22 protein-coding genes are annotated in these 24587 nt (G+C 41.5%); 8 read left to right on the plus strand and 14 right to left on the minus strand.

The features are described 5' to 3' along the window. The first annotated feature begins 239 nt into the window (after positions 1–239). Together VB733_RS13320 and VB733_RS13325 are read left to right on the plus strand one after the other, a co-directional pair. On the plus strand, positions 240–1376 hold the full coding sequence (locus VB733_RS13320) for a cob(I)yrinic acid a,c-diamide adenosyltransferase (protein WP_323340544.1): 1137 nt from the start codon (positions 240–242) through the stop codon (positions 1374–1376). An 857-nt stretch (positions 1377–2233) separates the two neighbouring features. Then, positions 2234–2608 carry a DUF4870 domain-containing protein gene (locus VB733_RS13325; RefSeq protein ID WP_323340545.1) on the plus strand — a complete coding sequence of 125 codons (375 nt, stop codon included), beginning with the start codon at positions 2234–2236 and terminating at the stop codon, positions 2606–2608. An 85-nt stretch (positions 2609–2693) separates the two neighbouring features. Here the strand turns inward: VB733_RS13325 and VB733_RS13330 are convergent, their stop codons facing one another. From VB733_RS13330 to purC, 8 genes are all read right to left on the minus strand, one after another. Beyond that, complete coding sequence (locus VB733_RS13330) at positions 2694–3677, minus strand: nucleoside hydrolase (RefSeq protein WP_323340546.1); 984 nt, start codon at positions 3675–3677, stop codon at positions 2694–2696. 1379 nt (positions 3678–5056) lie between these two features. Beyond that, positions 5057–5353: a hypothetical protein gene (locus VB733_RS13335; protein WP_323340547.1), complete on the minus strand. Its 297-nt coding sequence runs from the start codon at positions 5351–5353 to the stop codon at positions 5057–5059. Positions 5354–5794: 441 nt separating this feature from the next. Further along, positions 5795–6994 carry a lipid-A-disaccharide synthase gene (gene lpxB, locus VB733_RS13340; RefSeq protein ID WP_323340548.1) on the minus strand — a complete coding sequence of 400 codons (1200 nt, stop codon included), beginning with the start codon at positions 6992–6994 and terminating at the stop codon, positions 5795–5797. A 349-nt stretch (positions 6995–7343) separates the two neighbouring features. Then, positions 7344–8162, minus strand: a complete 819-nt coding sequence (lpxA, locus tag VB733_RS13345) for an acyl-ACP--UDP-N-acetylglucosamine O-acyltransferase (RefSeq protein ID WP_323340549.1) — start codon at positions 8160–8162, stop codon at positions 7344–7346. 219 nt (positions 8163–8381) lie between these two features. After that, entirely contained in the window at positions 8382–8891 is a 510-nt protein-coding gene (gene fabZ / locus VB733_RS13350) for a 3-hydroxyacyl-ACP dehydratase FabZ (protein WP_323340550.1), read from the minus strand. 97 nt (positions 8892–8988) lie between these two features. Further along, positions 8989–9840 (minus strand): UDP-3-O-acyl-N-acetylglucosamine deacetylase, encoded by an 852-nt coding sequence (gene lpxC, locus VB733_RS13355; RefSeq protein WP_323340551.1) that lies wholly within the window; start codon positions 9838–9840, stop codon positions 8989–8991. Positions 9841–9903: 63 nt separating this feature from the next. After that, positions 9904–12354: a BamA/TamA family outer membrane protein gene (locus VB733_RS13360; RefSeq protein WP_323340552.1), complete on the minus strand. Its 2451-nt coding sequence runs from the start codon at positions 12352–12354 to the stop codon at positions 9904–9906. A 255-nt stretch (positions 12355–12609) separates the two neighbouring features. Then, positions 12610–13350, minus strand: a complete 741-nt coding sequence (gene purC, locus VB733_RS13365) for a phosphoribosylaminoimidazolesuccinocarboxamide synthase (protein ID WP_323340553.1) — start codon at positions 13348–13350, stop codon at positions 12610–12612. Between the two features lie 203 nt (positions 13351–13553). On the opposite strand from purC, the gene VB733_RS13370 reads away from it, so the two are divergent. Continuing rightward, positions 13554–13832, plus strand: coding sequence for a hypothetical protein (locus VB733_RS13370; protein ID WP_323340554.1), 279 nt, complete (start codon positions 13554–13556; stop codon positions 13830–13832). Between the two features lie 293 nt (positions 13833–14125). Further along, entirely contained in the window at positions 14126–14386 is a 261-nt protein-coding gene (locus tag VB733_RS13375) for a hypothetical protein (RefSeq protein WP_323340555.1), read from the plus strand. Positions 14387–14435: 49 nt separating this feature from the next. Here VB733_RS13375 and VB733_RS13380 read toward each other — a convergent pair whose 3' ends face one another. The 3 genes from VB733_RS13380 to VB733_RS13390 form a co-directional block, all read right to left on the minus strand. Continuing rightward, the gene (locus VB733_RS13380) at positions 14436–17060 is read right to left on the minus strand and encodes a GAF domain-containing protein (protein WP_323340556.1); all 2625 of its coding nucleotides are present in this window, start codon (positions 17058–17060) and stop codon (positions 14436–14438) included. 667 nt (positions 17061–17727) lie between these two features. Further along, a complete protein-coding gene (gene nadA, locus VB733_RS13385) occupies positions 17728–18702 on the minus strand; it encodes a quinolinate synthase NadA (protein ID WP_323340557.1) in 975 nt (324 codons plus the stop codon). Positions 18703–18869: 167 nt separating this feature from the next. Beyond that, positions 18870–19016 carry a hypothetical protein gene (locus VB733_RS13390; RefSeq protein WP_323340558.1) on the minus strand — a complete coding sequence of 49 codons (147 nt, stop codon included), beginning with the start codon at positions 19014–19016 and terminating at the stop codon, positions 18870–18872. A 50-nt stretch (positions 19017–19066) separates the two neighbouring features. Between VB733_RS13390 and VB733_RS13395 the strand changes: the two genes are divergently transcribed. Next, complete coding sequence (locus tag VB733_RS13395; protein WP_323340559.1) at positions 19067–20008, plus strand: TIGR04168 family protein; 942 nt, start codon at positions 19067–19069, stop codon at positions 20006–20008. 245 nt (positions 20009–20253) lie between these two features. On the opposite strand, the gene aroB is transcribed toward VB733_RS13395, so the two are convergent. Then, the gene (gene aroB, locus VB733_RS13400; protein WP_323340560.1) at positions 20254–21357 is read right to left on the minus strand and encodes a 3-dehydroquinate synthase; all 1104 of its coding nucleotides are present in this window, start codon (positions 21355–21357) and stop codon (positions 20254–20256) included. Positions 21358–21425: 68 nt separating this feature from the next. Between aroB and petL the strand changes: the two genes are divergently transcribed. Beyond that, positions 21426–21518, plus strand: a complete 93-nt coding sequence (gene petL, locus VB733_RS13405; protein ID WP_323340561.1) for a cytochrome b6-f complex subunit PetL — start codon at positions 21426–21428, stop codon at positions 21516–21518. Between the two features lie 74 nt (positions 21519–21592). Here the strand turns inward: petL and bioB are convergent, their stop codons facing one another. Both bioB and arfB read right to left on the minus strand, forming a co-directional pair. Next, a complete protein-coding gene (bioB, locus tag VB733_RS13410) occupies positions 21593–22597 on the minus strand; it encodes a biotin synthase BioB (RefSeq protein WP_323340645.1) in 1005 nt (334 codons plus the stop codon). Between the two features lie 191 nt (positions 22598–22788). Then, positions 22789–23202 (minus strand): alternative ribosome rescue aminoacyl-tRNA hydrolase ArfB, encoded by a 414-nt coding sequence (arfB, locus tag VB733_RS13415; RefSeq protein WP_323340562.1) that lies wholly within the window; start codon positions 23200–23202, stop codon positions 22789–22791. Positions 23203–23484: 282 nt separating this feature from the next. On the opposite strand from arfB, the gene VB733_RS13420 reads away from it, so the two are divergent. Together VB733_RS13420 and VB733_RS13425 are read left to right on the plus strand one after the other, a co-directional pair. Further along, positions 23485–24141 (plus strand): DUF6391 domain-containing protein, encoded by a 657-nt coding sequence (locus tag VB733_RS13420; RefSeq protein WP_323340563.1) that lies wholly within the window; start codon positions 23485–23487, stop codon positions 24139–24141. Between the two features lie 23 nt (positions 24142–24164). Continuing rightward, positions 24165–24557 carry a DUF2809 domain-containing protein gene (locus tag VB733_RS13425; protein WP_323340564.1) on the plus strand — a complete coding sequence of 131 codons (393 nt, stop codon included), beginning with the start codon at positions 24165–24167 and terminating at the stop codon, positions 24555–24557. The last annotated feature ends 30 nt before the right edge of the window (positions 24558–24587 follow it).

The following is a 24587-nucleotide window of genomic DNA, read 5'->3' on the forward strand; positions in this document are numbered from 1 at the left end:
TATTTTTAAGGGTCTTGCAAAAAATAAATGATCCAATTTTGAAACTAGACCTATTTCCTATTCCCCCTGCTCCCCTTATAGCGTTTCCCAAGCATCTAACATCCTCATTGATTATGTATCATTTCTTATATAATCTCTGCTGGTATAAAATTTATTAGCAGTAACTCAAGATATTCTGTTCCTGATGGTACAAAACCTTAGCTAAGATGTAAGACTGCCACATTAGAGCTTTTGGGAAGATGACAAGGAACGGCATCGGTATTCGCACAGCCCAAGTGCGCCAACAAAGAATTACAGGGCAAATCCATGTTTATGATGGCGCGGGGAAAGGCAAGTCTCAAGCAGCATTGGGTGTGGTTTTGCGCTCAATTGGTTTAGGAATCAATACGAAAAATAATTCTAATCGTGTTTTGTTACTACGGTTTCTCAAGGGACCAGAACGAGACTACGATGAAGATGGCGCGATCGCAGCTTTACAAAGTGGCTTTCCCCATCTCATCGATCAGGTTCGTACCGGAAGGGATGAATTTTTTGATGTTAATGGTATCACTAATTTTGATCGTGAAGAGGCTGCACGCGGCTGGGATGTCGCCAAAGGTGCTATTGCTTCCAATTTATACTCAGTTGTGGTTCTGGATGAAATTAACCCCATTCTCGATTTAGGTTTGCTCGATATTGATGAAGTAGTTAAGACTCTGAAATCGAAATCTCCTGAATTAGAAGTTATTGCCACAGGACGTGCAGCGCCGCAAAAACTCCTCGATATTGCTGATTTACATTCGGAAATGAAGCCTCACCATCATGAAGGCGCTCAACTTCAGGGTTTAAAAGGTATTGAAATTTACACTGGCGCAGGTAAAGGTAAATCCACAAGTGCTTTAGGGAAAGCATTACAAGCGATTGGTCGTGGTATAAATCATCCAGGTTCTACTCGTGTACTGATAATGCAATGGCTCAAAGGTGGAAGCGGATATACCGAAGATGCTGCGATCGCAGCTTTACAGCAATCCTATCCGGAAGTAGTCGATCATCAGCGCTGTGGGCGTGATGCGATTGTGTGGCGTAACTCCCGCCAAGAACTTGATTATGTCGAAGCGGAACGCGGTTGGGAAATTGCCAAAACTGCGATCGCTTCAGGATTGTATAAAACTATCATCCTCGACGAACTCAACCCCACAGTTGATTTAGAATTATTACCTGTAGAACCAATTGTTCAAGTGTTACTACGCAAACCTCGTGACACGGAAGTTATCATCACAGGTCGTTGTCAAAACCAACCCGCATACTTTGATTTAGCAAGCATACATTCCGAAGTCTACTGTCATAAGCACTACGCGAACCAAGGGGTGGAACTCAAACGCGGCGTGGATTATTAGGGGATAGAGGAAGCTTGGGCGTAGGGGAGGAATATGGAGTCCTCTCCACCTCTGCTGGTTTCTCCCTCTTCTCCAATCCTGATATCCTTAATGAAAGTACCTTGAGACTGAGGAAGAGAACGAATGGCTGTCGATGAAAGTACGTTAGATTTAGTCACAGGAGTTATTGCGATCGTAATTCTTGTTGGCGGCATGTTAATGATGTTTACGACGATTTTTACCACCAAGAGCAAATAATCAAATGATGCTGGATAAAGGGATGAATTTGTCTCACTCATATGTAAGGAAAATAAGAGTGTAAGAAACTTAATTTTTAAATTTCATATTCAAATTCAAATTCAAGAGCATAAAATTTGCAGTTTGCACAAACATAAAAGTGATGAACAAATCATCCCACAATTTAGTAATTCTCAATATCACAAAATACATAAATCCTATTACTAGTAAAGTTCGGCGGAAATGAAGCTAACATAGCCTGCAAGAAGCTACTCCGTACCTATAAAGTTGTTGAAAGGCTAAGAATATTAGCTTTCTTTCTTTCTTTTACCTTTTACCTTTTACCTTTTGCCTTTTGCCTTTTGCCTTTTGCCTTTTGCCTTTTGCCTTTTGCCTTTTACCTTTTGCCTTTTACCTTTTGCCTTTTGCCTTTTACCTTTTGCCTTGACGTACTAGTTCGGAAAACCCTATCCTGAAAGTCACCAAATCACATCTAAAATTAAGCTATTTAAAGCAGATACTTGATAACTAGTGGAGTACGGTAAACTTCTGTACTCAGTTTCGGTTTACAATCGTTACAATAAAGGCAAGAAAGCAAAGTCAAGAATATCAACACCAAAACAAATCACTGAGGAGATAGGATGCAAACTTCATTTGATTCCGATAAACGTAAATTGCTATCTGCCCTATGTCATGGGGCAATTTTCTTTAGCACTACATTATTTTCAATTGGTGTCCCAATTATAATTAGTATAATTTCCGATGACCCAGTTGTTAAAAGTAATGCGAAAGAGTCGATTAATTTTCACTTTAATGTTTGGTTCTGGGCGACTGTAATTGGTGTTCCCCTGGGTATTATCTCTTTTATTACATTTGGTCTTGGGGGAATTTTATTCTTCCCTGTTGTCGCACTAGGATTTGCTATTCATTGGGGTCTAACTATTATGGCATTGTTACATTGTTTGAGCCAACCTGATGAGCCTTTCCGCTATCCTTTCATTTTTAGAATTATCTAAGGTTTTGTAAGTAGTTTTGAGAATTTTATTAATTAATTTGTCACGCATCAGATTCCTGGCTAGTTGAGATTAATCAGGAATCTTTTTAATTACCATGAAGCAGTAAAGATTTCAAATCTTCGACTAAAACAGCCAATAAATTTGCCGCATCTACTTGCACTGCTACCCATGCATTGGGATTGATTTTTGCATTATGTCGCTTGTCAAATATTGTTTGACCTTTAGTAAATTTGCCTTGGGTTTCTACTTCTACTTTTGCACGTTGTAAAAATAATGTTTCTGGGTAAAAAAGATAAGCGATTGTGGCGGCATCGTGAACTAAAAATCCTTTTTTGCCTTCAGTCTGACGGTAAATTAATGAAGTTTCGACAAGAAAATTATTGAGTTCCAGGATAAATTTAGCAAGTTGATGATGAGCATTAGCTTGACATATTTCCTGTACCATTTCTGGAGAAAATATTAATTGACTAGTAATATCTAACGGCAATATGACAATATCATTCCGACTGTGAAAAACAATCTGGGCAGCATCAACATTAAAACCAATATTAAACTCAGTCTGAGATGTGACATTTCCCGGTACTTGAAAAGCACCTCCCATGACTACAATTTCTTTAGCTTGTTTGAGGATACCAGGAGATTTGATTTCGGCTGCTGCTAGATTAGTTAAAGGAGCGATCGCAACTAAAGTTATTTCCCCTGGATAAGCATTTAATTTGTCAATAATTACGTCATCAGAGCTAGGCGCAGTGGCATATTCATGTTTAGCCGATGGCAAAGTAGCAGCTAAACCACCCATACCATCGATACCGTGAATATAAGCGGCATCTTCAATATTTGCTGTTGTAGATGTCACTCCTTTACCAATTTCAATGTGTGCAAATCCTGTTAATCCTAATACTTGACTTGCACATGTAAAGGTCGTATTTGCATTAACATTACCCTCGGCTGTGGTGATGGCAACTAACTCAATCAAACCTTTTTGTACCAAACTTAAAATCCAGAGTAGTGCAAAAATATCATCACCACCTGGATCGGTATCTAAAATAATTTTTAATGGATTGGACATGGGGTAGTGTGAGAAATCGGCTTACTGGGTTAGTCGTACTGAGTTGAAGATTTTACGTGGGGGAGGAACCTGACTTCTGCATTTTTTTCGCGTGGTGTAATACCAATTCACAATTCGCAATACTCGCAGAGCGAGAAGCTAAAGCTACGCAATGCTTCCTTCGGAAGAGCTTCGCTAACGCAATTAAAAAACTTAGATGCAGCAAAGCTTTCAGGATTTACATCTGTATCAGATTTTTCGTGAAATGGTGTAAGAAATAGCTAAAAATCTCAATTATTATAATTAAGTTGGATAAGTCTTCGGTTTTCCAACCTACCAAGCTATCCAACTCAGTTTTATATTCGGACAGAATTACTTCTATCGCTGGAATAAGTCTGGACTCTTCAGTACGCCCGATAAATTCCCATTTATCAGTTCTGACAAATCGAAGAGTGCTGGGGAGAACACACACAACCCGAAACCCAATCCTGTAGTTCCCAATGTCGCGATCGCCCTTCATACGAAACGCAGTGTGGCAATGCTTCAGATTGTTGCCCCAGGAGCCACCACGCAGCCAGCAATTCTCATTTTGGAACAGTTTTACGGCATTTCAGCGAACTACAGATTTGTTAAGAATTATCAACTACACTTGGTACAATGATCCCAATGTCATGAAACCCTAAATTGAGAATTGCTGCTTGCATAACCTTCGACAAAGGTGTTGGATGTCCGTCGGTTTAAAGTGCACCCTCATCAACACGCGAGTACGGGCGATTCTTGACGAATTTAACAATCCTGTTTCCGCGAGCGTTGAAAGAACACTGTCCAGTATAGATAACTTTGCGTGTTGTATATGTGAAGTTTACCGCGTGAGTTCCGTCTACACGATGTCCTTCAAACTTGACGGAGATTCGACGGGGTGACACCCCATAGGCAGTTGCAGCACGGTTCTTGCAAGCTGACAGTAGAGCAGGGGTGCTTTGGTGGGCGAAAACAGGCATAGTCGCAATGAGTACGATTCCAGTCGCAATAGCACCAAATTTCATGAACTTATACACAATCTATTTCCTCCAGTTTTTTCTTTTGATCATGAGCTTTAACTTTAACTAAGGGACTTCCAAAAATTATTAAATTATCCAATTTTCAGGGTGAAGAGGATGATTCAGTCTCTTTTTCCTCTGTTCTTTCTGCTAACTCAGTGATGGGATATTTTTTTAGTTGGAAGTCGTCACTAAACGAACTATTAATTCACAGGTTGGACTACTTACTTAGGAATGAGAATTTAATAACCTACAACTTCCAATTTGGTTGGGAATGGTGCGTTAAACTCCGCTAACAGCACCCTACTTTTGTAATTTATTTAATCCCCATTCCTTACTCTGGTTAAATGAAGCTATAGTCTATAGTTTCCCTTCATCTGCCATAGAAAATACATAGTTGTAATATTCAGTCCCAGTTTTTTTGTTAATCACGACAACTTGACTCGTTCCGAGATCATACATCACACGAACCTGCTGATCCTCACCTATAAATGTGTTACCTTGGGTTCTCCGAAGAGTTCCCCTAAAAAAGAATTCTCCTTCTTGAATCTGAGTGACAATCTCATCGGCACTTTTCCGAGTCATGTAGGTAACGGGAGTTGGACTTTGGGCAATAATTAGCCTAGGTTGAGTATTAATAATGATGTCTGCTTGCACTGGCAATGCAGTAGTAATTGATGTGAAAGAAAAAAGAGTGACGATCAATAATGATGCTAGAAATTTCATGATTTTTCCCCTGTTACCTGTAATTCGGTGATAGCTTTTTGGTGATGCTGATTAGTCATTGTTCGCTGTTAGACAGATGTACCCCTCCACAGTTTCTCGTATTCTTTGTCAGAAATCAAATCGGAGTCCTATAGATACCTGATTTCATGATGTTTATCCTCCAATATTCAAAATTTATGCTATTTTGATGGTTTATATTTACCCCATTCAGACCAACAATATCCTCAAAAGCAGCTACCACATCCCTAGTACAGTTCGACGGAAATGAAGCTACCATTTAAAATGGCGGAATTAGCTAAAGGAACCATGCATAAAAAGCATGATTTGCTCGTTAATTTTGTTTTCAAGCTAGAAGGGAACAAGGCTTTATTTTCAAGGCTTTTCAAATTTTTTAACCAGATAGTTATTTGTGCCAGTCTGCATTAGTTGAAAAATTTCCGATGCAGCGCGATCGCATACTCCTACTTCTCCCATATTTTCCCGCATTTCTCGATAATTTGCTTGCATTTGCTGTTTGCGTTCTGGGTTTAAGAGCAATTCCATTGCTGCTTGGGTGAGATTTTCGGGCGTTGCTTGTTCTTGGATAAATTCTGAGACAATCTCTTTCATCACCATCAAATTGACTGGAGAAGCAAAGGGAAAAGTTACTTTGAGGATTTTTGTTGCTACCCAATAGGTGAATGGGTGAAGACGATACAAGACAACTTGTGGTACTTGCAATAGTCCTAGTTCTAAATTGACTGTGCCGCATTTAGTAATTGCTAAATCGGCAGCAGCAAGCACTTCTTTTTGCTGTCCAGAAATTATAGTTGCTTGTAATCCGTATTCTTGTAGTGATTGCTCAACTTTGTTTCGGTAAAATTCCAGGGAAAGGGGAATCCAAAAATGCACTTGTGGTAGTTTCTCTTGCAGCAATTTCGCTGTTTGAAACATCACAGGCATGAGATATTTTAATTCTTGTGGGCGTGAAGCAGGTAATAAAGCAATATTAATTGTATTCTCAGCGATTCCCAAATTTCCCCTTGCCACTTCTCGACTGGGAAATTCCTCCATTCTATCCAGTAGTGGATGTCCAACCCAAGTTACATTTGCTTGCTTTTCTGCAAAAAAACGGGCTTCTGCCGGAAAAATAGCTAAAAGTTTGTTGCTAACATCAATAATTTTTTGTGTATCGCCAGTTGTCAAAGATGATACCCAAACTTGAGGCGCAATATAATACACAATTGGAATCTGCGGAGAATGGCGACGTAGATAATTGGCGATCGCTAAATTGGGTCCCATATAATCTATTAGTACCACTATATCAGGTGGGTTTTGTTGAAGATACTTAATTGCTTGTCGCTGGATTTGTAGAGTGGGTAAAATGTAGGGCAACGCTTCCAGTAAACCAAACGACGAAATTCTGGTCGTATTCCCCAATAAACTTGCGCCAGCAGCAGCCATCTTTTCGCCACCGAGCGCCACAATTTCTAATTCTTGCCCCACAGTTGTAGCTTGACGCTGAAGTGCAGCAATCAAAAGCGAACCCTGTAAATCGCCCGATACTTCGCCAGTGCTAATAAATATCCGCATTATTGAATTATTGAATTTTTAGATTTCAGTTGATACCGCTTCTCCAAAATATTGCGACACATAAATCTCCGTGTCTCCGTGTTCCTATATTGTGTCATTTGTATCGTTACAAATTATTATGATCCTACCTTTCCACAACATATTCAGTAAACGGGAAGCTATTGTTGTGTATATATTGTATTTTTTAGATTTTAGATTTTAGATTCTAGATTTAGGAATTTTTGCTAATGGGTAATTACATAGTTAATAGCTAATATCTGGGAACACAAGCAAATAACTGAAAATTGAACCACTTGCCAACAAAGTAGCACTAGCTTCAAAATCCGAAATCCAAAATCCAAAATCGAACTTAATCATCATTCCCACTAACAACTTTACCCTTACCAGGAATCAAACCACGTCGTCCTGGCATTTGTGAGAGTAACAAAAAACGACGTAAGTGCAATAAATGCTCGGTATCACCAAGCAACTCTATTTGATCTAAAGCATCCTTAAACATCAAGTTGGAACGATAAAGAATGCGGAAGGCTTTTTTCAAATTTTGCAACTCATCAATGGGGAAACCAGCACGCTTGAGTCCAATTAAGTTGAGAGTTCTCACTCGTGAAGGATTTCCTTCCACCGTCATATATGGAGGTACATCGCGATCAATTCTTGCCATTCCTCCCACCATTGCGTGCCTGCCAATATGTACAAATTGATGCACGCCTAAAACTCCACTGAGTCTGGCACGCGCCTCAATGTAGATATGACCTGCTAACGCTACAGAATTAGCAATGATTACGGAGTCTTCAATAATGCAATTGTGACCGACATGTACGTAAGCCATTAACAGATTACCATTACCGACAATTGTGGCTTCACCGGCTCCAGTAGCGCGATTTATCGTCACATACTCACGAATTAAATTGTTGTCGCCAATCTTAACCCAACTAGGTTCACCAGCGTATTTAAGGTCTTGCGGTTCCGTGCCAATGACAGCGCCGGGATAAATCTGATTTCGCGCCCCAATTTCAGTTAAACCGTCCAGTACCACATGGGCACCAATAACAGTTTCGGGACCTACTTTCACATGCCCTCCAATCACAGCATAGGCACCAACTTGTACTGTAGGGTGGAGTTCCGCATCAGGATGAATTACAGCAGTAGGATGAATAAGCGTCTTCAAGGGTCCATCTCCAGAACAGTAAGCGGGCTGAATATTTCAGTAATCCGTAGCCAATGTGTCGGTTAAGCAACACAGCGTGTGAGGGCGTAAAGAGTTGAGATTTTTGAGAAATTCTACAGATTTTACAATATAAGTTGCAGTTAACTGGTTTTACTGGTATCCATTTCTGGATTTAATCAGGGCACAACTGTAACGTACCCTCACCATTGAATAAAAACATCAGGTTACTAGTGAAAACATCAGTTCGCCTTCACAAGCAAGTTGACCGTCAACCTCGGCAATAGCTCGCATCTTACCGAAACGACGCTGTTTTACCCACAACAGTTCCACCGTCATTACCAGCTGATCGCCTGGTACAACCTGACGACGAAAACGGACTTTATCGATACCAGCAAACAGGAACAGCCCTCCCTCCAATTCATGTACTTGTGTCATTACGACACCGCCAACCTGTGCCATTGCTTCCACAATTAGCACTCCTGGCATAATTGGTTTTCCGGGGAAATGCCCTTGAAAATGCGGCTCATTAAAGGTAACATTTTTGACGCCAACTGCACTTTTACCGGGGACAAAATCAATAATTTTATCCACCAAGGCAAAGGGATAGCGGTGTGGTAAAAGTTTTTGAATTTCTTCGATATTGAAAGTTTTTTTGTTTTCGGTCACTGGAGTAGAGGCATTTTCTGATAAGGCTTCAGTTGTTTTCGGTTCTGTAACTGTTGACGACATAGAACAATCTTGAGATTTTGGATATTGGAATTTCAGAATTTTGGATTTTTGATGATTAGTTGATGGTTAGTTATGGGCTATTTTTCCTAATTAACCGCTAAACAACGACCAAATCCAAAATTTTCTGTGCCAGTTGGATATGTAAATTATGACTGGCTTTGTACGCTAAGAAGTGAGCGAGGGGAAAATTCCCTAATAAACTCAAATCTCCTACTAAATCCAAGATTTTATGACGGACTGGCTCATTTGCAAATCTCAATGGTGGATTTAGCCACCCCTCTTGTCCGCAAACAAGTGCGTTATCCAAGCTTCCACCCTTGATTAACCCTGATTTTTGCAAGTATTCAATTTGGTGCAGCAGTCCAAAAGTTCGGGCAGGAGCAATTTCGGTCATGAAACTACTATCAATTTTGTCCGATTTCGGTCGTATTGCCCAACTGTACCATTGATTGGCGATCGCAGGTAAGTCAAAATCAATACCATAGCTAAAGCGAGTTTCGGCGGCGGGCATGGCGCAGACAAAGGCATCTTCATGTTTTACCCAAATTGGTTCCCGAATCTCCAGAACCTTTGCGTCATCGGCTACTGCCTGTGGAACTAAGCCTACTTCCGCAATACTTTCAGCCCATATTTTTGCCGAACCGTCGAGTAGGGGGACTTCTGCGCCGTCGATTTCAATCCTGGCATTGTCTACACCCATAGCGGCTAAACTAGCTAAAAGATGTTCGACTGTGCGAATGTGAACCTCTGTACCCAACTGGGTGGAAAGTACAGTATGGCTCACAGCTGCAACTTGTGCCGGAATCATTGGTGCTGCTGGTAAATCTACCCGCACAAAATAGCGCCCACTTTGAGGTGGTGCTGGGAGGATGCGAACCTTGGTAGTATTACCGCTATGAAGTCCGACTCCTGTATGGACAATTTCGGCGGCTAAAGTATGTTGTGGCATTTTCGGCAAGGGGAAGGAAAAGGTTTAGGGGGGAAAGAGTCGGGACAAATCACGAATTGCCCTTTAGAATCTTTCACCGATACCAAAGTTAATCCGGCTGTCTCCGTCATCGTTGATACCGTAATCGATACGGATGGGACCGAGAGGTGATTGGACGCGCACACCTAAACCATAACCGTAGCCAGTACCATTTTTATTCAGCACTTCGGCTGGTCTTGTTGTTGTTCCCAAGTCGCTACCTAAGTCAAAGAAGAGTGCGCCGCTCACTATGGAGAAAACTGGGAAGCGATACTCTACCGAAGCTTGGACGTAGCTGCGACCGCTACTTAAAGCACCTTCTTCGTAACCACGCACGGAGTTACTGCCACCTAAAGAAAAGGCTTCGTAGGGAGGTAAATCTCCTAAAATTGTTCCAGCTTGGAGGTTAAATGCTAAGGCTTGCGCTCCTTTCCCTTTAGTGAAATTGGTAAATTTCACGGGAATATAGTAGCTATAGCTACCACGTAAACGAGTTAGGAAAATATTTCCCAGTCCGACGGGTACTGATTGGTCTACGCCAAAACGTAGCAATGAACCACTTGTGGGTTGTAAAGGATTGTTACGGCGATCGCGTGATGCTCCTAACTGCACAAGTAGTAAGTCGTCACGCCCTTCCCCGGAAGCACTTAGGTCTACTTCTGTATTTGGGTCTTGATTGATTCGTCCGACTTTGCGGATGTCTCCGTCGGAATCAAGGGTGGCAACTCGCTGGTATTGTAATCCGGCGGAGGCGATCCATTCGGAGGCTTTGAAGGGGTTTTTCGATAGCGGACGAGTGAAGGTGACACCGCCACCTGTACGGGTAACACGGGGGCGATCGCCGTCTTCGTTGGGTTTATTAAAGTCGAAAGTTTCGATATTATCGTCTTTGCCATCAAAAATTAAGGAAATTGATTGACGGCGGAAAGCGTTAACTGTGTAGGAGGTTCGGTAAGGGTCGCCCGCAATCCAGGGGTCAGTAAAGCGTACGTCAAATAGTAATTCCCGTTGACCGACTTGTAATTCTGCCCCTAGTTTCTGGTTTCGACCACCTAGGTTTTGCTGTTGATAGCTAATGGTACCAAAAAGTCCACTCGCCGAACTAATACCTGCACCTGCGGCAATGGAACCACTATTACGTTCGACGACATTGACGACAACATCAACTTTGCTGGGGTCATTTCCTGGGTCTAGGGAAACATTCACGTCTTCAAATAAGCCTAAGCCGGCAACCCTTTGCAAGTCTCTTTGGACTGTATTTCGGTTAAATACGCTGCCTGATTTGAGTTCAAGTTCGCGGGTGATAATGTAGTTTTGCGTTCTGCCCCGAATTGGTTGCCCTTTTTCGTCGGTGTCCTCTCCTTCCTTACTCCGGAAGCGCACACGCACGTTTTCCACCACACCTTCAGCGACTTGCAGGGTGACAACACCATTTTCGGATACTTTCGGTGCGCCAATGACGTTGGCAAGTACAAAACCTTGGTCTTGATAGCGCTTGCTTAATTTTTTGATATTTTCTTGTAATTCGCGCAGGTTGAGGATTCTGCCGTATTGCTCTTTAAATATTTCATCTACAGCAGTAGCTGGTAACACTGACTTGACATCAGTACCGGGATTTGCTTCGATTTCAACCTTGCTCAGAACTGGGTTTGGCTGCACAACAAAGCTAACGCGCACACCCAATGGTGTATCTTCTGGCACTGCTTGCACATTCGAGAAGAAGCCCGTAGCGAAGATGGCATTAATATCTTCTTGAAGTTGCGATCGCGTTGTTGTCCGTCCAGCTTGGGTGCGAATTACTCGATATGCTTCGTCTTCCAGTTCTGAAGCTAGCTGTCCGCTTTGGGGTGTAATTACCACTTCGGAGACAAGAACACGAGGTTCTGCGGCTTCTGGGGTGGTATTGGGTTGATTAATTCCGGGGCTGAACTGAGGTGATGGAGATGACTGTTCGTCTGCGGGTGCATTGATGGTTGGTGGCAATGGCGCAGGTTGTGGTTGAACTGGTTGGTTCTGCTCTCCATTTGGTAAAGGTGTTGTCTGTAGTGGAGTTGGTGCTTGTTGCTGTCTGATCGCAGGGCTTTCCGGAACTTGATTCTCGAATTGTGGGGTCGATGTTGGGTTTTCCGGGGATTCACTGGGATTTTGCGGTAGCACTGGAGTCGGTGCATCGGTTGGTGAACCGGGAAATGTGCCAGGTTCAGTTGTCCCAGGTGAGTTTGGTTGTTGATTTTGGGCTGTTTTTACGACTGTGGCAGCTTTTGCCGATGCGGGTATTGTTTTTAAAGTGGATGCTGCGGGGAAAACGGCAACAACTTGATGTTCTGGGTTGTTATTTGCATTTGTGTTTGCCTCTTCAACTTCAACTTCTGTCGCCACTTCTGTTGTTTCCTGGGGATTTTGCAGCGATTTTGGCGAAGTTTGGGCATTGGCACTCAGGGTACCTAAAGGGGCAGCGATCGCCACCACTGTTGCCAAAACGGGAGATAAGCGCATTTTTTTTAAGTTCCTCTTCACGTCCACACACCATCACAAACTAGTCATCAGTAGGTCATCGGGGATTTGGCATTTGGCATTGGTCATTCTCAATGTTCATTGAGTTAGAAGTCAATAGTCAACTCTAACCAAGTACAAAGCTGAAAATCACCAATAGCCAGGTCAAATCACGAATGACTTATTAGCATAAACCTTCCAACGGATTCTTGCCTGCTTTTGAATTTCAGGACAAATAACAGACAGTAATAAAACTCATTAATTATGACTCTCTACTGCTTTGAGTACGCGATTTAAAACCTCCTGATAAGCATTTTCTACATTTCCCATATCCTTACGGAAGCGGTCTTTATCCAGTACCCGCCGTTCCGGGTCATTGACTGCGGATGTGTCCCACAAGCGGCAGGTGTCGGGACTAATTTCGTCTGCCAACAAAATTTGCTGTTGTGAGTCCAAACCAAACTCTAGTTTAAAGTCCACTAGGGTGATGTCGCATCGCTGAAAAAAGTTAATTAAAAATTGATTGATTTGCAATGCTAGATGGGTAATTTCATCCACTTGTTCCGGCGTTGCTAATTCGAGTAATAGTAAGCGATCGCGTGTTAAAAGCGGATCACCTAACTGATCATTCTTATAATAAAACTCCACTAATGGTTGCTTGAGTAATGTCCCCAATGGCAACCCAGTTTGTTGACATAAGCTGCCGGCGGCAATATTTCGCACTACAACCTCTGTGGGCACAATTTTAACTGCCTTCACACGCATTTGGTTTGGTGTCGGACTATCTATGTAGTGTGTTTTTACTCCTAATGTTTCTAATTCTTGAAACAGCTTGCTGGAAATGATACAGTTGATGTTTCCCTTGCCAACTATACTTCCACGCTTCTGAGCATTAAAGGCAGTCGCGTCGTCTTTGAAATCGGCTAGCAAGATTTCTGGGTCTTCCGTAGAGTAGATTACTTTAGCTTTGCCTTCGTATAATCTGGAATAAACTGACATGATGAGAAATTATTTTTGGGCGAGGGGCAAGTTTGATGCTTTTAGGCTTAACCATTTTATCTTTAGTTACGTTCTTATTCGCGATCATTAACCCAATCAACCTCCGGAAGGGGAAAATAATCTCCGGAAATTTATCTCTCAAGTCATAGTAATAATGCTTTTTTGACAAAATTCAGCCCAGCAGACTGCCACTAGCATCAGCAATGTTAATCTGGAAAATTAGTAATTTAAATTACATTTGCACCACCAGTTGTCACCAAGATGATACAGGCGATCGCTGGTTGCGAGTCGAGCAATTATATTCTTCCTGGGCGCTATTCCAGAAAGTACCTCCAGAGAATCGGCAAATATTATTGACCTTTGCAAGTCTTTATTTAATAGCGAAAATCACTCTAGAAAAGATTAAATATTGTTGGCAATCATGCAATTTTCATGCACGGAATCCCGGAAAACTGGGATTTTTTAAATATTTGCGGGGATAATATTCTGTCAATTTTTTTGTTTGCTTTTTAACTAGTATTATACAGAGTAGTCCGAAAATGCTGGGAGGGTTTCCTCATGATGGGTTGAGAATTTATGTACTTCGCCAAGCTACAATCTGGTGTATTTAGAATACAGGTAAAGTTAAGTATAGGTAAAATTAAATCAGAATTTTATCAACTAAAACTTAGATAGGATTTCCGCAAAAGTATGTCAACATATCAAAATTTATTGTTCTAAGTTTGTCAAATTCATAGAGTTTTTACACAAATTTTTTCAGTGGAGAGAGCAAAAAGTGGACAAAGATGAATTTCTCTATCCTCGTGGTCGTTACTACGGTCAAGTAAAACCAGAGAACCTGGTATTTAACGCTAATCTACAAGAATTTGCCCAACGCATCAGTATTATTTGTAGCTTAGAGACATCTGGAAAAATTACCCCAGAAGAAGCCTACGAACAAGTGAAAGTGCTGTGGAAACAATTAAAACGTACTAAGAAGGAATTGAAAATAGGTGAGAATCCGTTTGGAGAAGATGGAAGTGTTGATCAAGAATAAAAGCACAGTCAAATGAGTCATTAACAATTTTCCATTAATACCCCACACACTACTTAATACTCATAGTCCATACTCCATCCCAAGAATCTGGAGGTGGCTGTATCAGGTAATTGTGGGCGCGTTCGAGGTGAATATTCAACGCTTGGTCATTAGGTCTAATTTTTTTGGCAGCTTCAAAGCAGAGAATTGCGCCTGAGAAGTTGTGTAATGCCAGTGCAGAGCGTCCGCTATGGTAATGTGAGAGAAATTCTTGGGTATCTGCGTCTAGTGGTGTATTGCGATCGCCGATTAATTCATATATATTCACAGCTTGGTGTTTGCCTTTAACACGAATTTTATCCAGTTGACGCACCCAAATGCGATCGCTACAAAGTTGGTATGTAAATTCACTTAAGACAATATCGCAGCCATATTCTTTGGTGACAGACTCCAAACGCGAACTCAAATTTACGCCATCGCCAATGACGGTATAGTCCATACGTTTGTGGGAACCAATATTACCCGAAACCACTTCCCCTGAACTCAAACCAATCCCGATATGAATTTGGGGTTGTTCTTGAACAATCCGTCTTTGATTAAATTCATCTAGGCGTTGTCGCATGTCTAAGGCTGATTGTACTGCCTTCCAAGCATGATTTTCGGTAAGTGGCAATGGCGCGCCAAATACTGCCATTAAAGCATCACCAATAAATTTATCTAAAGTGCCTTCATGGTTGAAAACAGCTTCCACCATCGTTTCAAAATATTGATTGAGTAGGGATACCACCTCAGCCGCACCGAGATTTTCCGTCAGGGTGGTGTAGCCTCTGATATCCGAAAATAAGATTGTGACTTCCTTCCGTTCCCCTACCATCAAAGCATCTTCCCCCAAAGCCATCACCTGTTCGGCGACGTGGGGAGTTAAATACCGATACATGGTGGTTTTCATCCGTTTTTCGCGGCTAATATCTTCCAATACCACCAATCCACCACGAACCCCACCTTCAGGGTTTGTCAAGGGGTTAACAGTCAGATTCATGCTACGTTCGATTTGCTGAACTTGTTTTTCCTCAATCAATTGAGCCGCAGGTGTCAGCAGTTGATTCCAAGGAATAAACTTGTTGCTTTGATGGCGATCGCGAACTACTAAAATTGGATGTGGTATTTTTGCTGTATTGTCTTGGTTACTATTTTCTAGGTTAGTCTCGCGCAGATTAACTTTGTCAATTTGCCCATCTGTTTCTAGTAAGTAACAAATTCCTACCATCAGGGTTTGTTCGGGTACATAATGCCTAGCACCAGTTTTTAAGCTATCTTCTAATCGGAGTTGTAAATTTTCGATTGGTATTATTTCCCACACCAAGCGCCCAATTAAATTTTGTTCCCACAATGTCTTATTTTGCTTTTCATCTGGTTCGCCAAGAGGACATCCTAATAACTCCAATGCCGCATCATTGATTGTGACAATTCTCCCTCCCATATCAGTGGAAATTACTGCATCGGAAAGACTTTGTAAAATATCTTTTTGATACTGCTTTTCTAACAAAACATTTTCAAACAAACGAGCATTTTCCAGGGCAATTCCCGCTTGAATATTAAAGGCTCGCATGAACTCTTCATCTGATGCAGTAAAACTACCCTGCTGTTTATTAATTAACTGTGTCACGCCAATTAATTCATTTGCAGAATTAAATACAGGTAAACACAAAATATTGCGTGTTAAATATCCAGTTTTTTGATCAGTATTGGGGTCAAAACGCGGGTCTTTGTAAGCATCAGGAATATTCAATGCTTCCCCTGTTGATGCTACATAACCCACAATTCCCCGATTTGAAGGAATGCGAATTTCCATCTCGTTATTGTCATCAACAGCAGCTATTTTTGTCCATAATTCTCCCATCTCCTTACGGTGCAAAAATAGGGTACTCCGGTCAGCTTGCATTAAGATTCGAGCTTGTTCCATGACTATCTGTAAAGTCACCTCTAAATCTAAACTTTGACCTAGGGTTTGAGTTGCCCTTAATAATGCTGTTGCTCCTCTTTGATTGCGTGCTGCCACATAAAATGATTGACAACTTTCTAAAATAATTCCGATTGATGCCGCAAAGTCTCGAAATCGTCTTTCATCTTCTTGGTCAAAGGGATTATCTCCTGTTTTATTTGCTAGTTGAACAACCGCAACAGTCTGGTTTTTACTACTTAAAACAGGCATGCACAAAATATTATTCATTTTGTAGCCCATTTGTTTTTCTAGTTCTGGGCTAAATAGGGGATGAATACTTGTGTCGGGAATATTCAAGCATTTGCCTGTACTTGCCACATGTCCGGGAATTCCAACATTAATTGGAGTGCGAATTTCTAAAGGTTTATGGATATTTTCTTGAAGAATTTTTGACCATAATTGACCTTTATCATGGTCAACTAAAAAAATTGTCGTGTGTTCAGCTTGGAGAATTTGACCGATTTTGAGAGTAATCGCCTCCAAAACCTTTTCTAACATTGTTTCTAGGGCTTCATTATTGATTAATTCAATTGCCCTCAAAAATTGTTGAAATTCGGCGGTAATAAAATCAAGTAAGCAAACAAACTCTGTCACCGAAAGGTCTTTCACACGCCGCAACAGTGCGTGAGTGCGATTCACCTGAGTCATTTCTGTTAACGTAGCTAAGACGCTACCAGGACTGGGAAGGGTCATGGGGATTTTTGATTTGAGGTTTTGATTGTTTGTCTGTGGTACAAAAGTATTATTTAAGAGGTAAAATTTTAAGTCATTGAATTTAAGTGATTGCGTTTTTTAACTGCTGGTGCTGAAGTTTTTTGACTTCCATAGATTAATACTTTCAAAAGTATTAACAATCACTATCCAATATAATTTAATACTTAAGTATTCAGTATTAATTTTATTTAAAGATAAATTGTCCCTTTCCCAGGAAGCATGTGCAACTGTTGGCAATCACACAAATCAAGCCTTACTCCAAGCCAGTTATCTTTGGAATGTGGATGAAATAAAGTATAAAATTAGGGTGCTGTCACCAGAGCGCAACGCACCATTCCCAATCAAATCGCCAGTTGCACGTATAAACAATAATTTAAGTTATAGTTCATTTGTCAATGAGTAATAACACTCAAAGCATTGGTCGAAATCTTGGCTAAGAAACATAATTTTTAGGGAGGCGATCGCAAAAATGTCAACACATCATTTATTTTTGCGCTGATAAGCTACAACACATCTAATTTGTATATAAGACGCGGGCAAGATGCCCCGGAGTTTTCCGTGAAGAACATCTCCCCGGAAACTCCTCTCCACACTACAAGTATTTTGCGCTTTTGACTTATATAATTTAGCTGCACATCAGCTTAATTTACAAACTCATCTCCAACATCTTTTGCATTGGAAGCAATGCAGCCAAGCGAATCTCCTCACTCATAGTAATTTCTGGAGTCCGATTCTTCATTGCCAAATACAACTTTTCCAAAGTATTCAACCGCATAAACGGACACTCATTGCAATTACAATCATTTTCCGGTGGCGCAGGAATAAATTGTTTATTTGCTGCTGCCTTTTGCATTTGGTGAATAATTCCCGGCTCCGTAGCAACAATAAATTCAGGACTTGCGCTTAACTGACAATACTTCAATAAAGCCGCAGTTGAACCAATGTAATCAGCATGACGTAATACACTTTCCTCACATTCAGGATGGGCAATAATTTCCGCTTCTGGATGTGCTATTTTTAACTGAACAATTTTCTTTTCGGAGAAAGTTTCATGCACAATACAACTTCCCTGCCACAGTACCATGTCGCGCCCTGTCTTCTGTATCACATAGCGACCTAAATTGCGGTCTGGTGCAAAAATAATTGGTTGTTCTTTGGGTATCTGCTCGACAATTTTTACAGCATTGGAACTAGTACAAATAATATCGCTCATCGCCTTAATTTCGGCGGAGCAATTGATGTAAGAAATTACCAAATGTCCAGGATGTGCAGCTTTAAAGGCAGCAAATTCTTGGGGTGGGCAAGTATCAGCCAGGGAACATCCAGCATTTAAATCTGGTAAAAGTACCAACTTTTCTGGATTGAGAATTTTTGCCGTCTCTGCCATAAAATGTACTCCGGCAAAGACGATAACATCAGCATTTGTTTGGGCTGCTGCTCTAGCTAGTTGTAGCGAATCTCCAATAAAATCAGCAATATCTTGAATATCTGGCTCTTGATAATAATGCGCTAAAATGACCGCGTTAAGTTCTTTTTTTAGAGTTGCGATCGCATCAAATAAATCTACTGGTAATGCACCCGGTTGGGTATTTTCACGTTGAGGTAGTGCAGTTATAAACACAGTTTGGCGTTACCTAAATTATTCCAAAAAATCTAAAGTCTTTTGCTGACAGGCAATACCTGATTATTCCCAATCTTCCTTCCTGTGCTTTCGAGGAATCTTGAGGACTTGGCTATGATTAGCTGTAAGTATGGGTATTGTTGTTATAAAACTAATTATAGTATTTTTTACCAAAAATAAGTAAAGAGTAAAACCATTTGAGCAGATATTTTTTGTTGAAAATGTAAAGAACGGGAGAAGGGAAGTTCGGGGCGCTCTACTACTACTTTGAGAATCCCAGGATGGGGATTTTGCTCATCTGAATAATTAACCATTAACAACCAACAAGATATTCACTTATGCCAAAATTCCGTTGAGGAGTCCTATGCTGGAGACAGATGGCAAGAAAACGAATTCAACAATGATAAAAATTGCTGTAGTAGGAGATGTTCACGACCAGTGGGAAGAGGAAGATGGCATTGCGCTACGATCGCTGGGAGTGCAATTGGTACTGTTTGTTGGGGATTTTGGGAATGAGTCGGTGGATGTGGTGCGAAAAGTCGCATCTCTCGATATCCCCAAAGCGGTTGTGATGGGTAATCACGATGCCTGGTATTCTGGTACGGAATGGGGGCGGAAAAAATGTCCTTATGACCGCACACAGGAAGATTGGGTGCAGGAACAACTTGATTTATTAGGCGACACCCATGTTGGTTATAGCAAGTTGGATTTTCCAGCTTTGAATTTAACTGTAGTCGGTGGTCGTCCATTTAGTTGGGGTGGTCCCGATATGAAGTTTGCGGATATTTGTAAGCAACGATATGGGATTAGCACCATTGAGGAGTCGGCAAACCGAATTCATAAATCAGTTAAAAATGCAGCCCATGAGACAATTATATTTGTAGGGCATAACGGACCATCTGGGTTAGGCGATCGCCCTGAAGACCCTTGCGGGAAAGATTGGCATCCAATTGGCGGTGATTTTGGTGATCCAGATTTTGCGGAAGCCATCTCGTTAGCAATGACGGAAAGTAAGATTATCCCTCTGGTGACATTTGGACATATGCACCATACTTTGCGACATACTAAACAGGTAATTCGCAAACGGGTGTTTCGGAGTCCTGAGGGAATAATTTATTTAAATGCCGCAACTGTACCACGAATAATTGAGAAAGGTAGTCAAAAATTACGGAATTTTTCATTTGTAGAAATGGAAGATAGTTGTGTTGTGCAAACTTCCTCTGTTTGGGTTGGGAATGATTTCAAAATTGCTTCTGAGGAAATTTTGTATCAACAACCTGATAAAGTCGTGCAACCTGTATCCTAAATATCTACAATAAAACCGACACGGAGAGTTTTTCATCAGCAGTGTTGGTTCTGAACTTCATCAGGACTTACACGGGGACACAAAGACACGGAGAAGGGAAAATTATCTCCGCGTCTGTGCATCTTCCCTCTCCATATCTACTAGTAGTTCACCAAAGTAACTTTGCCGGGACAAAAATCTCCACGTCCCCGCGTCTCCCTCTCTCCGAGTCAATCTCAAGCCGTAAATTCTGGATTGGCGAACCACTAGCTTCCCGACTGCATTTTCTGTAATACTTGGCGAATAGTATCACTCGGTACTTGGTCAGTAATTGTAACTGCACCTATTTTGGTTGGCAAAATAAATCTGACTTTTCCCGCCTTGACTTTTTTATCAATTTGCAAAGCATCAACAATGGCTTCAATATCTAACCCATCAGGTAATTGGGTGGGTAAACAAGCTTTGGCAATGACATGATTTTGTCTGGCGGCTTCTTCGGCAGTCCACATACCTAAACTCAAGGCAATCTCTCCTGCTGCCACCATACCAATACCTACACCTTCACCGTGAATTACCTGGGTATATCCAGTTAAACTTTCGACAGCGTGCCCAATAGTGTGACCATAGTTAAGAATTGCCCGCAAGCCTGCTTCTTTCTCATCTTCTCCCACAACATCGGCTTTGGCTTGGCAAGAAAGTTTGAGTATGGTTTCCATCAATTCTGGGGTGACGTTCTCCATTGCATCCAGACGCGAACTCGCTTCCATCTGGGCAAAAAATTCAGCATTCCAAATAATACCGTACTTAATTACCTCCGCCATCCCGGCTCGAAATTCCCGCACAGGTAGCGTTTGCAACACATCAGGGTCAATTAAAACAAATTGTGGTTGGTAAAATGCACCAATTAAATTTTTGCCTTGGGGATGATTAACACCAGTTTTGCCACCAATCGACGAATCCACCATTGCTAAAAGCGTCGTTGGTACTTGAACAAAATTAATTCCCCGTAACCAAGTAGCTGCTGCAAACCCAGTCATATCACCAATGACACCACCACCCAAAGCCACCATTGTTGATGAGCGTTCTAAGCGATTTTCCAGAGCCAAATCGTATATTTTTTTGATGGAATCTAAGTTTTTATAACTTTCGCCATCGCCTAAAATACAAGTCGCAACTTGAAATCCTGTGTTTTTGAGGGATGCGATCGCAGTTTCACCATACAGAGAGAAAACAGTTGGATTTGATACAACTAATACTTTTTTACCGAGATGCAACTTGCCCATGTATTCGCCAAGACTATCTAAAGTACCAGGCGCGATCGCAATTTCGTAGGATTGCGTTGGTAGATTCACATTGATTACACAAGTCATTACCTATATCCCAACCAGCAAACTAATGTTTCAATAATAGTTAATCAACAAATTTGGAGAAACCTCAAATGGGCATCGTATTTTTCGCTCTTTATCTTGGCGGATTTTTTGGTTTGGCAGTTGGTTTATTATTTGGACTGCGGGCGATTAAGTTAATTTAAGTAGCATGGGAAGTTGGAGCAACATCGGTTGATTCCAACTTCCGTGGCGCAGATTGTCTGCTATATGGGAAAAGTTAACCCAACGCGGCTTCTGCTGGCTTCCTCTCACCCTTCACAAAAGGCGATCGCATTTCCAATCCCAGTAAATTCAATAATTCTTTGTCAGAATCATAACCAGGACAGGGAGTTGTCACCGTCAGCATATGTCCGTCATCGCTGGAAAAAATCGAATTTGCCCCAGCCATAAAGCAAAAAGCTTGTTCTATTTGTGACAATCTTGCTCTCCCCGCACTCAAACGCACATCGGCAGTGGGCATGACAATTCTGGCGGTGGCAATCATGCGGACAACATCCCAGATGGGGACATCGGGTTGATTTTCCAAAGGTGTACCCGGAACTTGGGAAAGAATATTAATTGGCACAGATTCAGGATGGGGATTTAAATTTGCGAGGGTGTGGAGCATGGAAATTCTGTCATCGGCACTTTCACCCAAGCCGAGAATCCCACCTGAACATACCGTGACATTAGTTTGACGAACATTATTAATCGTATTCAGGCGATCGTCATAAGTTCGGGTTGTAATGATTGTACTGTAATGGTCGCGAGAAGTATCGAGGTTGTGATTATAGGCGTAAAGTCCCGCATCTTCCAGTCGCTTGGCTTGGTTTTCTGTTAGCATTCCCAAGGTGCAACACACTTCTAACCCCATTGAAGTAACTTCCCGCACCATATCCAGAACTTCGTCAAACTGGGAATTATCGCGCACCTCACGCCAAGCAGCACCCATACAAACACGGCTAACACCACTGGCTTTAGCTTGTTGGGCAATATTGACGACAGTTTCTTTTTCCAGAAGTGCTTGGGGTTTAACTTCAGTTTTGTAGCGCGAGGATTGAGCGCAGTAACCGCAATCTTCAGGGCAAGCACCTGTTTTGATCGATATGAGCTTGCAAACTTGAATTTGTTTTGGGTTGTGGTACTGGCGATGCACGCTAGCCGCTTGGTACACCAATTCTAGTAGCGGTGTGTTGTATATTTCGCGTATTTCGCCTTCCTGCCAGTTGTAGCGTACTCCCACGTTACCTTCCTTATTATCCGAGTAAGTTATTTCGCGCATTCGATGACACAGCATTCTGGCGCGAAGGATATTAGAGATAAGGTTAGCAAGATTTTGGTATTGTCGATGGAAAAGCAGGAAAGTATTTAGAAAGACTTTAATTAATGGTTTATCCGATGCAGTGGTGCGATCGCATTTTAATCTTCATTATTTTAATCAATGACCTGCCTTCTGGCGCATTTAATCTGTCCTCGCTTAGTTTTGCTGTCAAGGCGTTTTTTTTGGGAACTGCGAGTTGGTTTGGTAGGTTTACGTTTTCTCTCCAGTACGACTGCGCTTTTGATGAGTTGTTTGAGTCGTTCTAGAGCTTCTTCGCGGTTCTGTTCTTGGCTACGGTGTTCTTGGGCTTTGATGACAATTACTCCCCCTTGGGTAATACGTCGATCATTTAACTTCAACAGTTGCTCCTTGTAGAAAGCGGGTAATGATGAAGCCTCAATGTCAAAGCGTAAATGGATTGCGGTGGCGACTTTGTTGACATTTTGACCACCTGCCCCTTGTGAGCGAATCGCGTTGATTTCCAGTTCGCGATCGAGGATGATAATTTTGTGAGAAATTTGCAGCATAACTTAAATATATCGAACTCGTGTAGATTGGGCTATTGAAGAATGATGAGGCGATCGCAACTCTCAGAGGTTATGTATAAAGTAAAACTTAAGAGCAAAGAAAGCCGGTTTTTCCCAGCGCGACTATGTTGAATACTAATTTGCTGGAATTCAGATAACAAAGTGATTCTGAATGGAGAAAAATTCAACAACAATCAATAAAAATTAGCATTAATTCTGGCGTACAAGCGCTACATTAAAAAAATCCATATTGCTCTGTTTGATAGAGCGAGCGGTGTAACTATGAATACTTCTGCTTTGAATAACGGTAGTTCTAATCCCCTGGATTTTAACTTTAATTTCGATTTTGTTGCCCCACAACCAACTCAAGATACAGAACTACTAAAGCAATTGTCTTTTGTACCTGGGTTGAAGGAAATTTTAGCACTGCGGCAGGTTCATGCTTTGGAACATGCGACAGTCTGGATTCTCAGTGAAGCCCAAAACTCCCGCCTTCCCAGAGGAGTTGCTAATAATTTTCAACTCGATAATGAATTACTGGGGGGTTTATCCACCGATCAAGGTTTTTATTTATACGGTGAAGTTAATATTAGTAATTTAAGACGCGCAGTTACAGTCGCCCTCCAACGTCTCACAAGTGGGGAATGGGATTTGGCTGTGCATCCGCGTTGTGGAACTAATATGTCAGTCTCGATGTTGTTAACCGCAGGATTAGCGGTGGGAATGCATGTAGTTTTGCCACGTGGACTATTTGAACAGTTGTTTGGCTTAGGTTTAGCTGTCACCACAGCCGCAGAATTGGCTCCAGATATTGGAGCTTTGGCACAGCGTTATGTAACCACATCCATACCTTTTAATTTGGTAATCGAAAGTATTACCATGACTCGTGATGTCTGGGGACGGGAAGCGCATTTTGTTAAGGTTAGGTGGAGAGAATAGGAAATTAAAAATTACGAATTTTTATGAAATATCGCCTGGCATTATTTATCAGTATTATTGTGATTGTGCCTTTTGGGTATTTCGTACGCTTTTCTCAGGGACTCGGTTTGCCTTGGCTACAGGATTTCTTGGGGAGCGTTGCTTATGAAATTTTTTGGATTTTGTTGGTTGCATTCTTGTATCGTCAAGCCTCTCCTCAGAAAATAGCGATTGGAGTTTTTTTGGCTACTTGTGGGATCGAATTTTTGCAACTTTGGCAACCTCCATTTTTACAGGCTGTGCGATCGACTTTGATTGGTAGACTTGTTTTGGGTAATACTTTTGTATGGTCAGATTTTATTGCTTATTTTGTCGGTAGTTTGGCGGGATGGCTGTGGTTGCGGAGTCTAGTTTATTTTTGTCGAAAATATTCTTAACTTTCAAGCGGAAATTTCCAGATGACATTG

It is taken from the genome of Calothrix sp. UHCC 0171 (assembly GCF_034931845.1).
Taxonomy (GTDB): Bacteria; Cyanobacteriota; Cyanobacteriia; order Cyanobacteriales; family Nostocaceae; genus Brunnivagina.

Coding starts and splice junctions, on each gene's coding strand:
- VB733_RS13425 (WP_323340564.1), top strand. CDS start 24,165: ATGAAATATCGCCTGGCATTATTTATCAGTATTATTGTGATTGTGCCT.
- purC (WP_323340553.1), bottom strand. CDS start 13,350: ATGTCAGTTTATTCCAGATTATACGAAGGCAAAGCTAAAGTAATCTAC.
- arfB (WP_323340562.1), bottom strand. CDS start 23,202: ATGCTGCAAATTTCTCACAAAATTATCATCCTCGATCGCGAACTGGAA.
- VB733_RS13320 (WP_323340544.1), top strand. CDS start 240: ATGACAAGGAACGGCATCGGTATTCGCACAGCCCAAGTGCGCCAACAA.
- VB733_RS13390 (WP_323340558.1), bottom strand. CDS start 19,016: ATGGTTAATTATTCAGATGAGCAAAATCCCCATCCTGGGATTCTCAAA.
- VB733_RS13395 (WP_323340559.1), top strand. CDS start 19,067: ATGCTGGAGACAGATGGCAAGAAAACGAATTCAACAATGATAAAAATT.
- petL (WP_323340561.1), top strand. CDS start 21,426: ATGGGCATCGTATTTTTCGCTCTTTATCTTGGCGGATTTTTTGGTTTG.
- VB733_RS13420 (WP_323340563.1), top strand. CDS start 23,485: ATGAATACTTCTGCTTTGAATAACGGTAGTTCTAATCCCCTGGATTTT.
- VB733_RS13370 (WP_323340554.1), top strand. CDS start 13,554: ATGTTAATCTGGAAAATTAGTAATTTAAATTACATTTGCACCACCAGT.
- lpxB (WP_323340548.1), bottom strand. CDS start 6,994: ATGCGGATATTTATTAGCACTGGCGAAGTATCGGGCGATTTACAGGGT.
- VB733_RS13380 (WP_323340556.1), bottom strand. CDS start 17,060: ATGACCCTTCCCAGTCCTGGTAGCGTCTTAGCTACGTTAACAGAAATG.
- VB733_RS13330 (WP_323340546.1), bottom strand. CDS start 3,677: ATGTCCAATCCATTAAAAATTATTTTAGATACCGATCCAGGTGGTGAT.
- fabZ (WP_323340550.1), bottom strand. CDS start 8,891: ATGTCGTCAACAGTTACAGAACCGAAAACAACTGAAGCCTTATCAGAA.
- lpxC (WP_323340551.1), bottom strand. CDS start 9,840: ATGCCACAACATACTTTAGCCGCCGAAATTGTCCATACAGGAGTCGGA.
- VB733_RS13360 (WP_323340552.1), bottom strand. CDS start 12,354: ATGCGCTTATCTCCCGTTTTGGCAACAGTGGTGGCGATCGCTGCCCCT.
- VB733_RS13325 (WP_323340545.1), top strand. CDS start 2,234: ATGCAAACTTCATTTGATTCCGATAAACGTAAATTGCTATCTGCCCTA.
- aroB (WP_323340560.1), bottom strand. CDS start 21,357: ATGACTTGTGTAATCAATGTGAATCTACCAACGCAATCCTACGAAATT.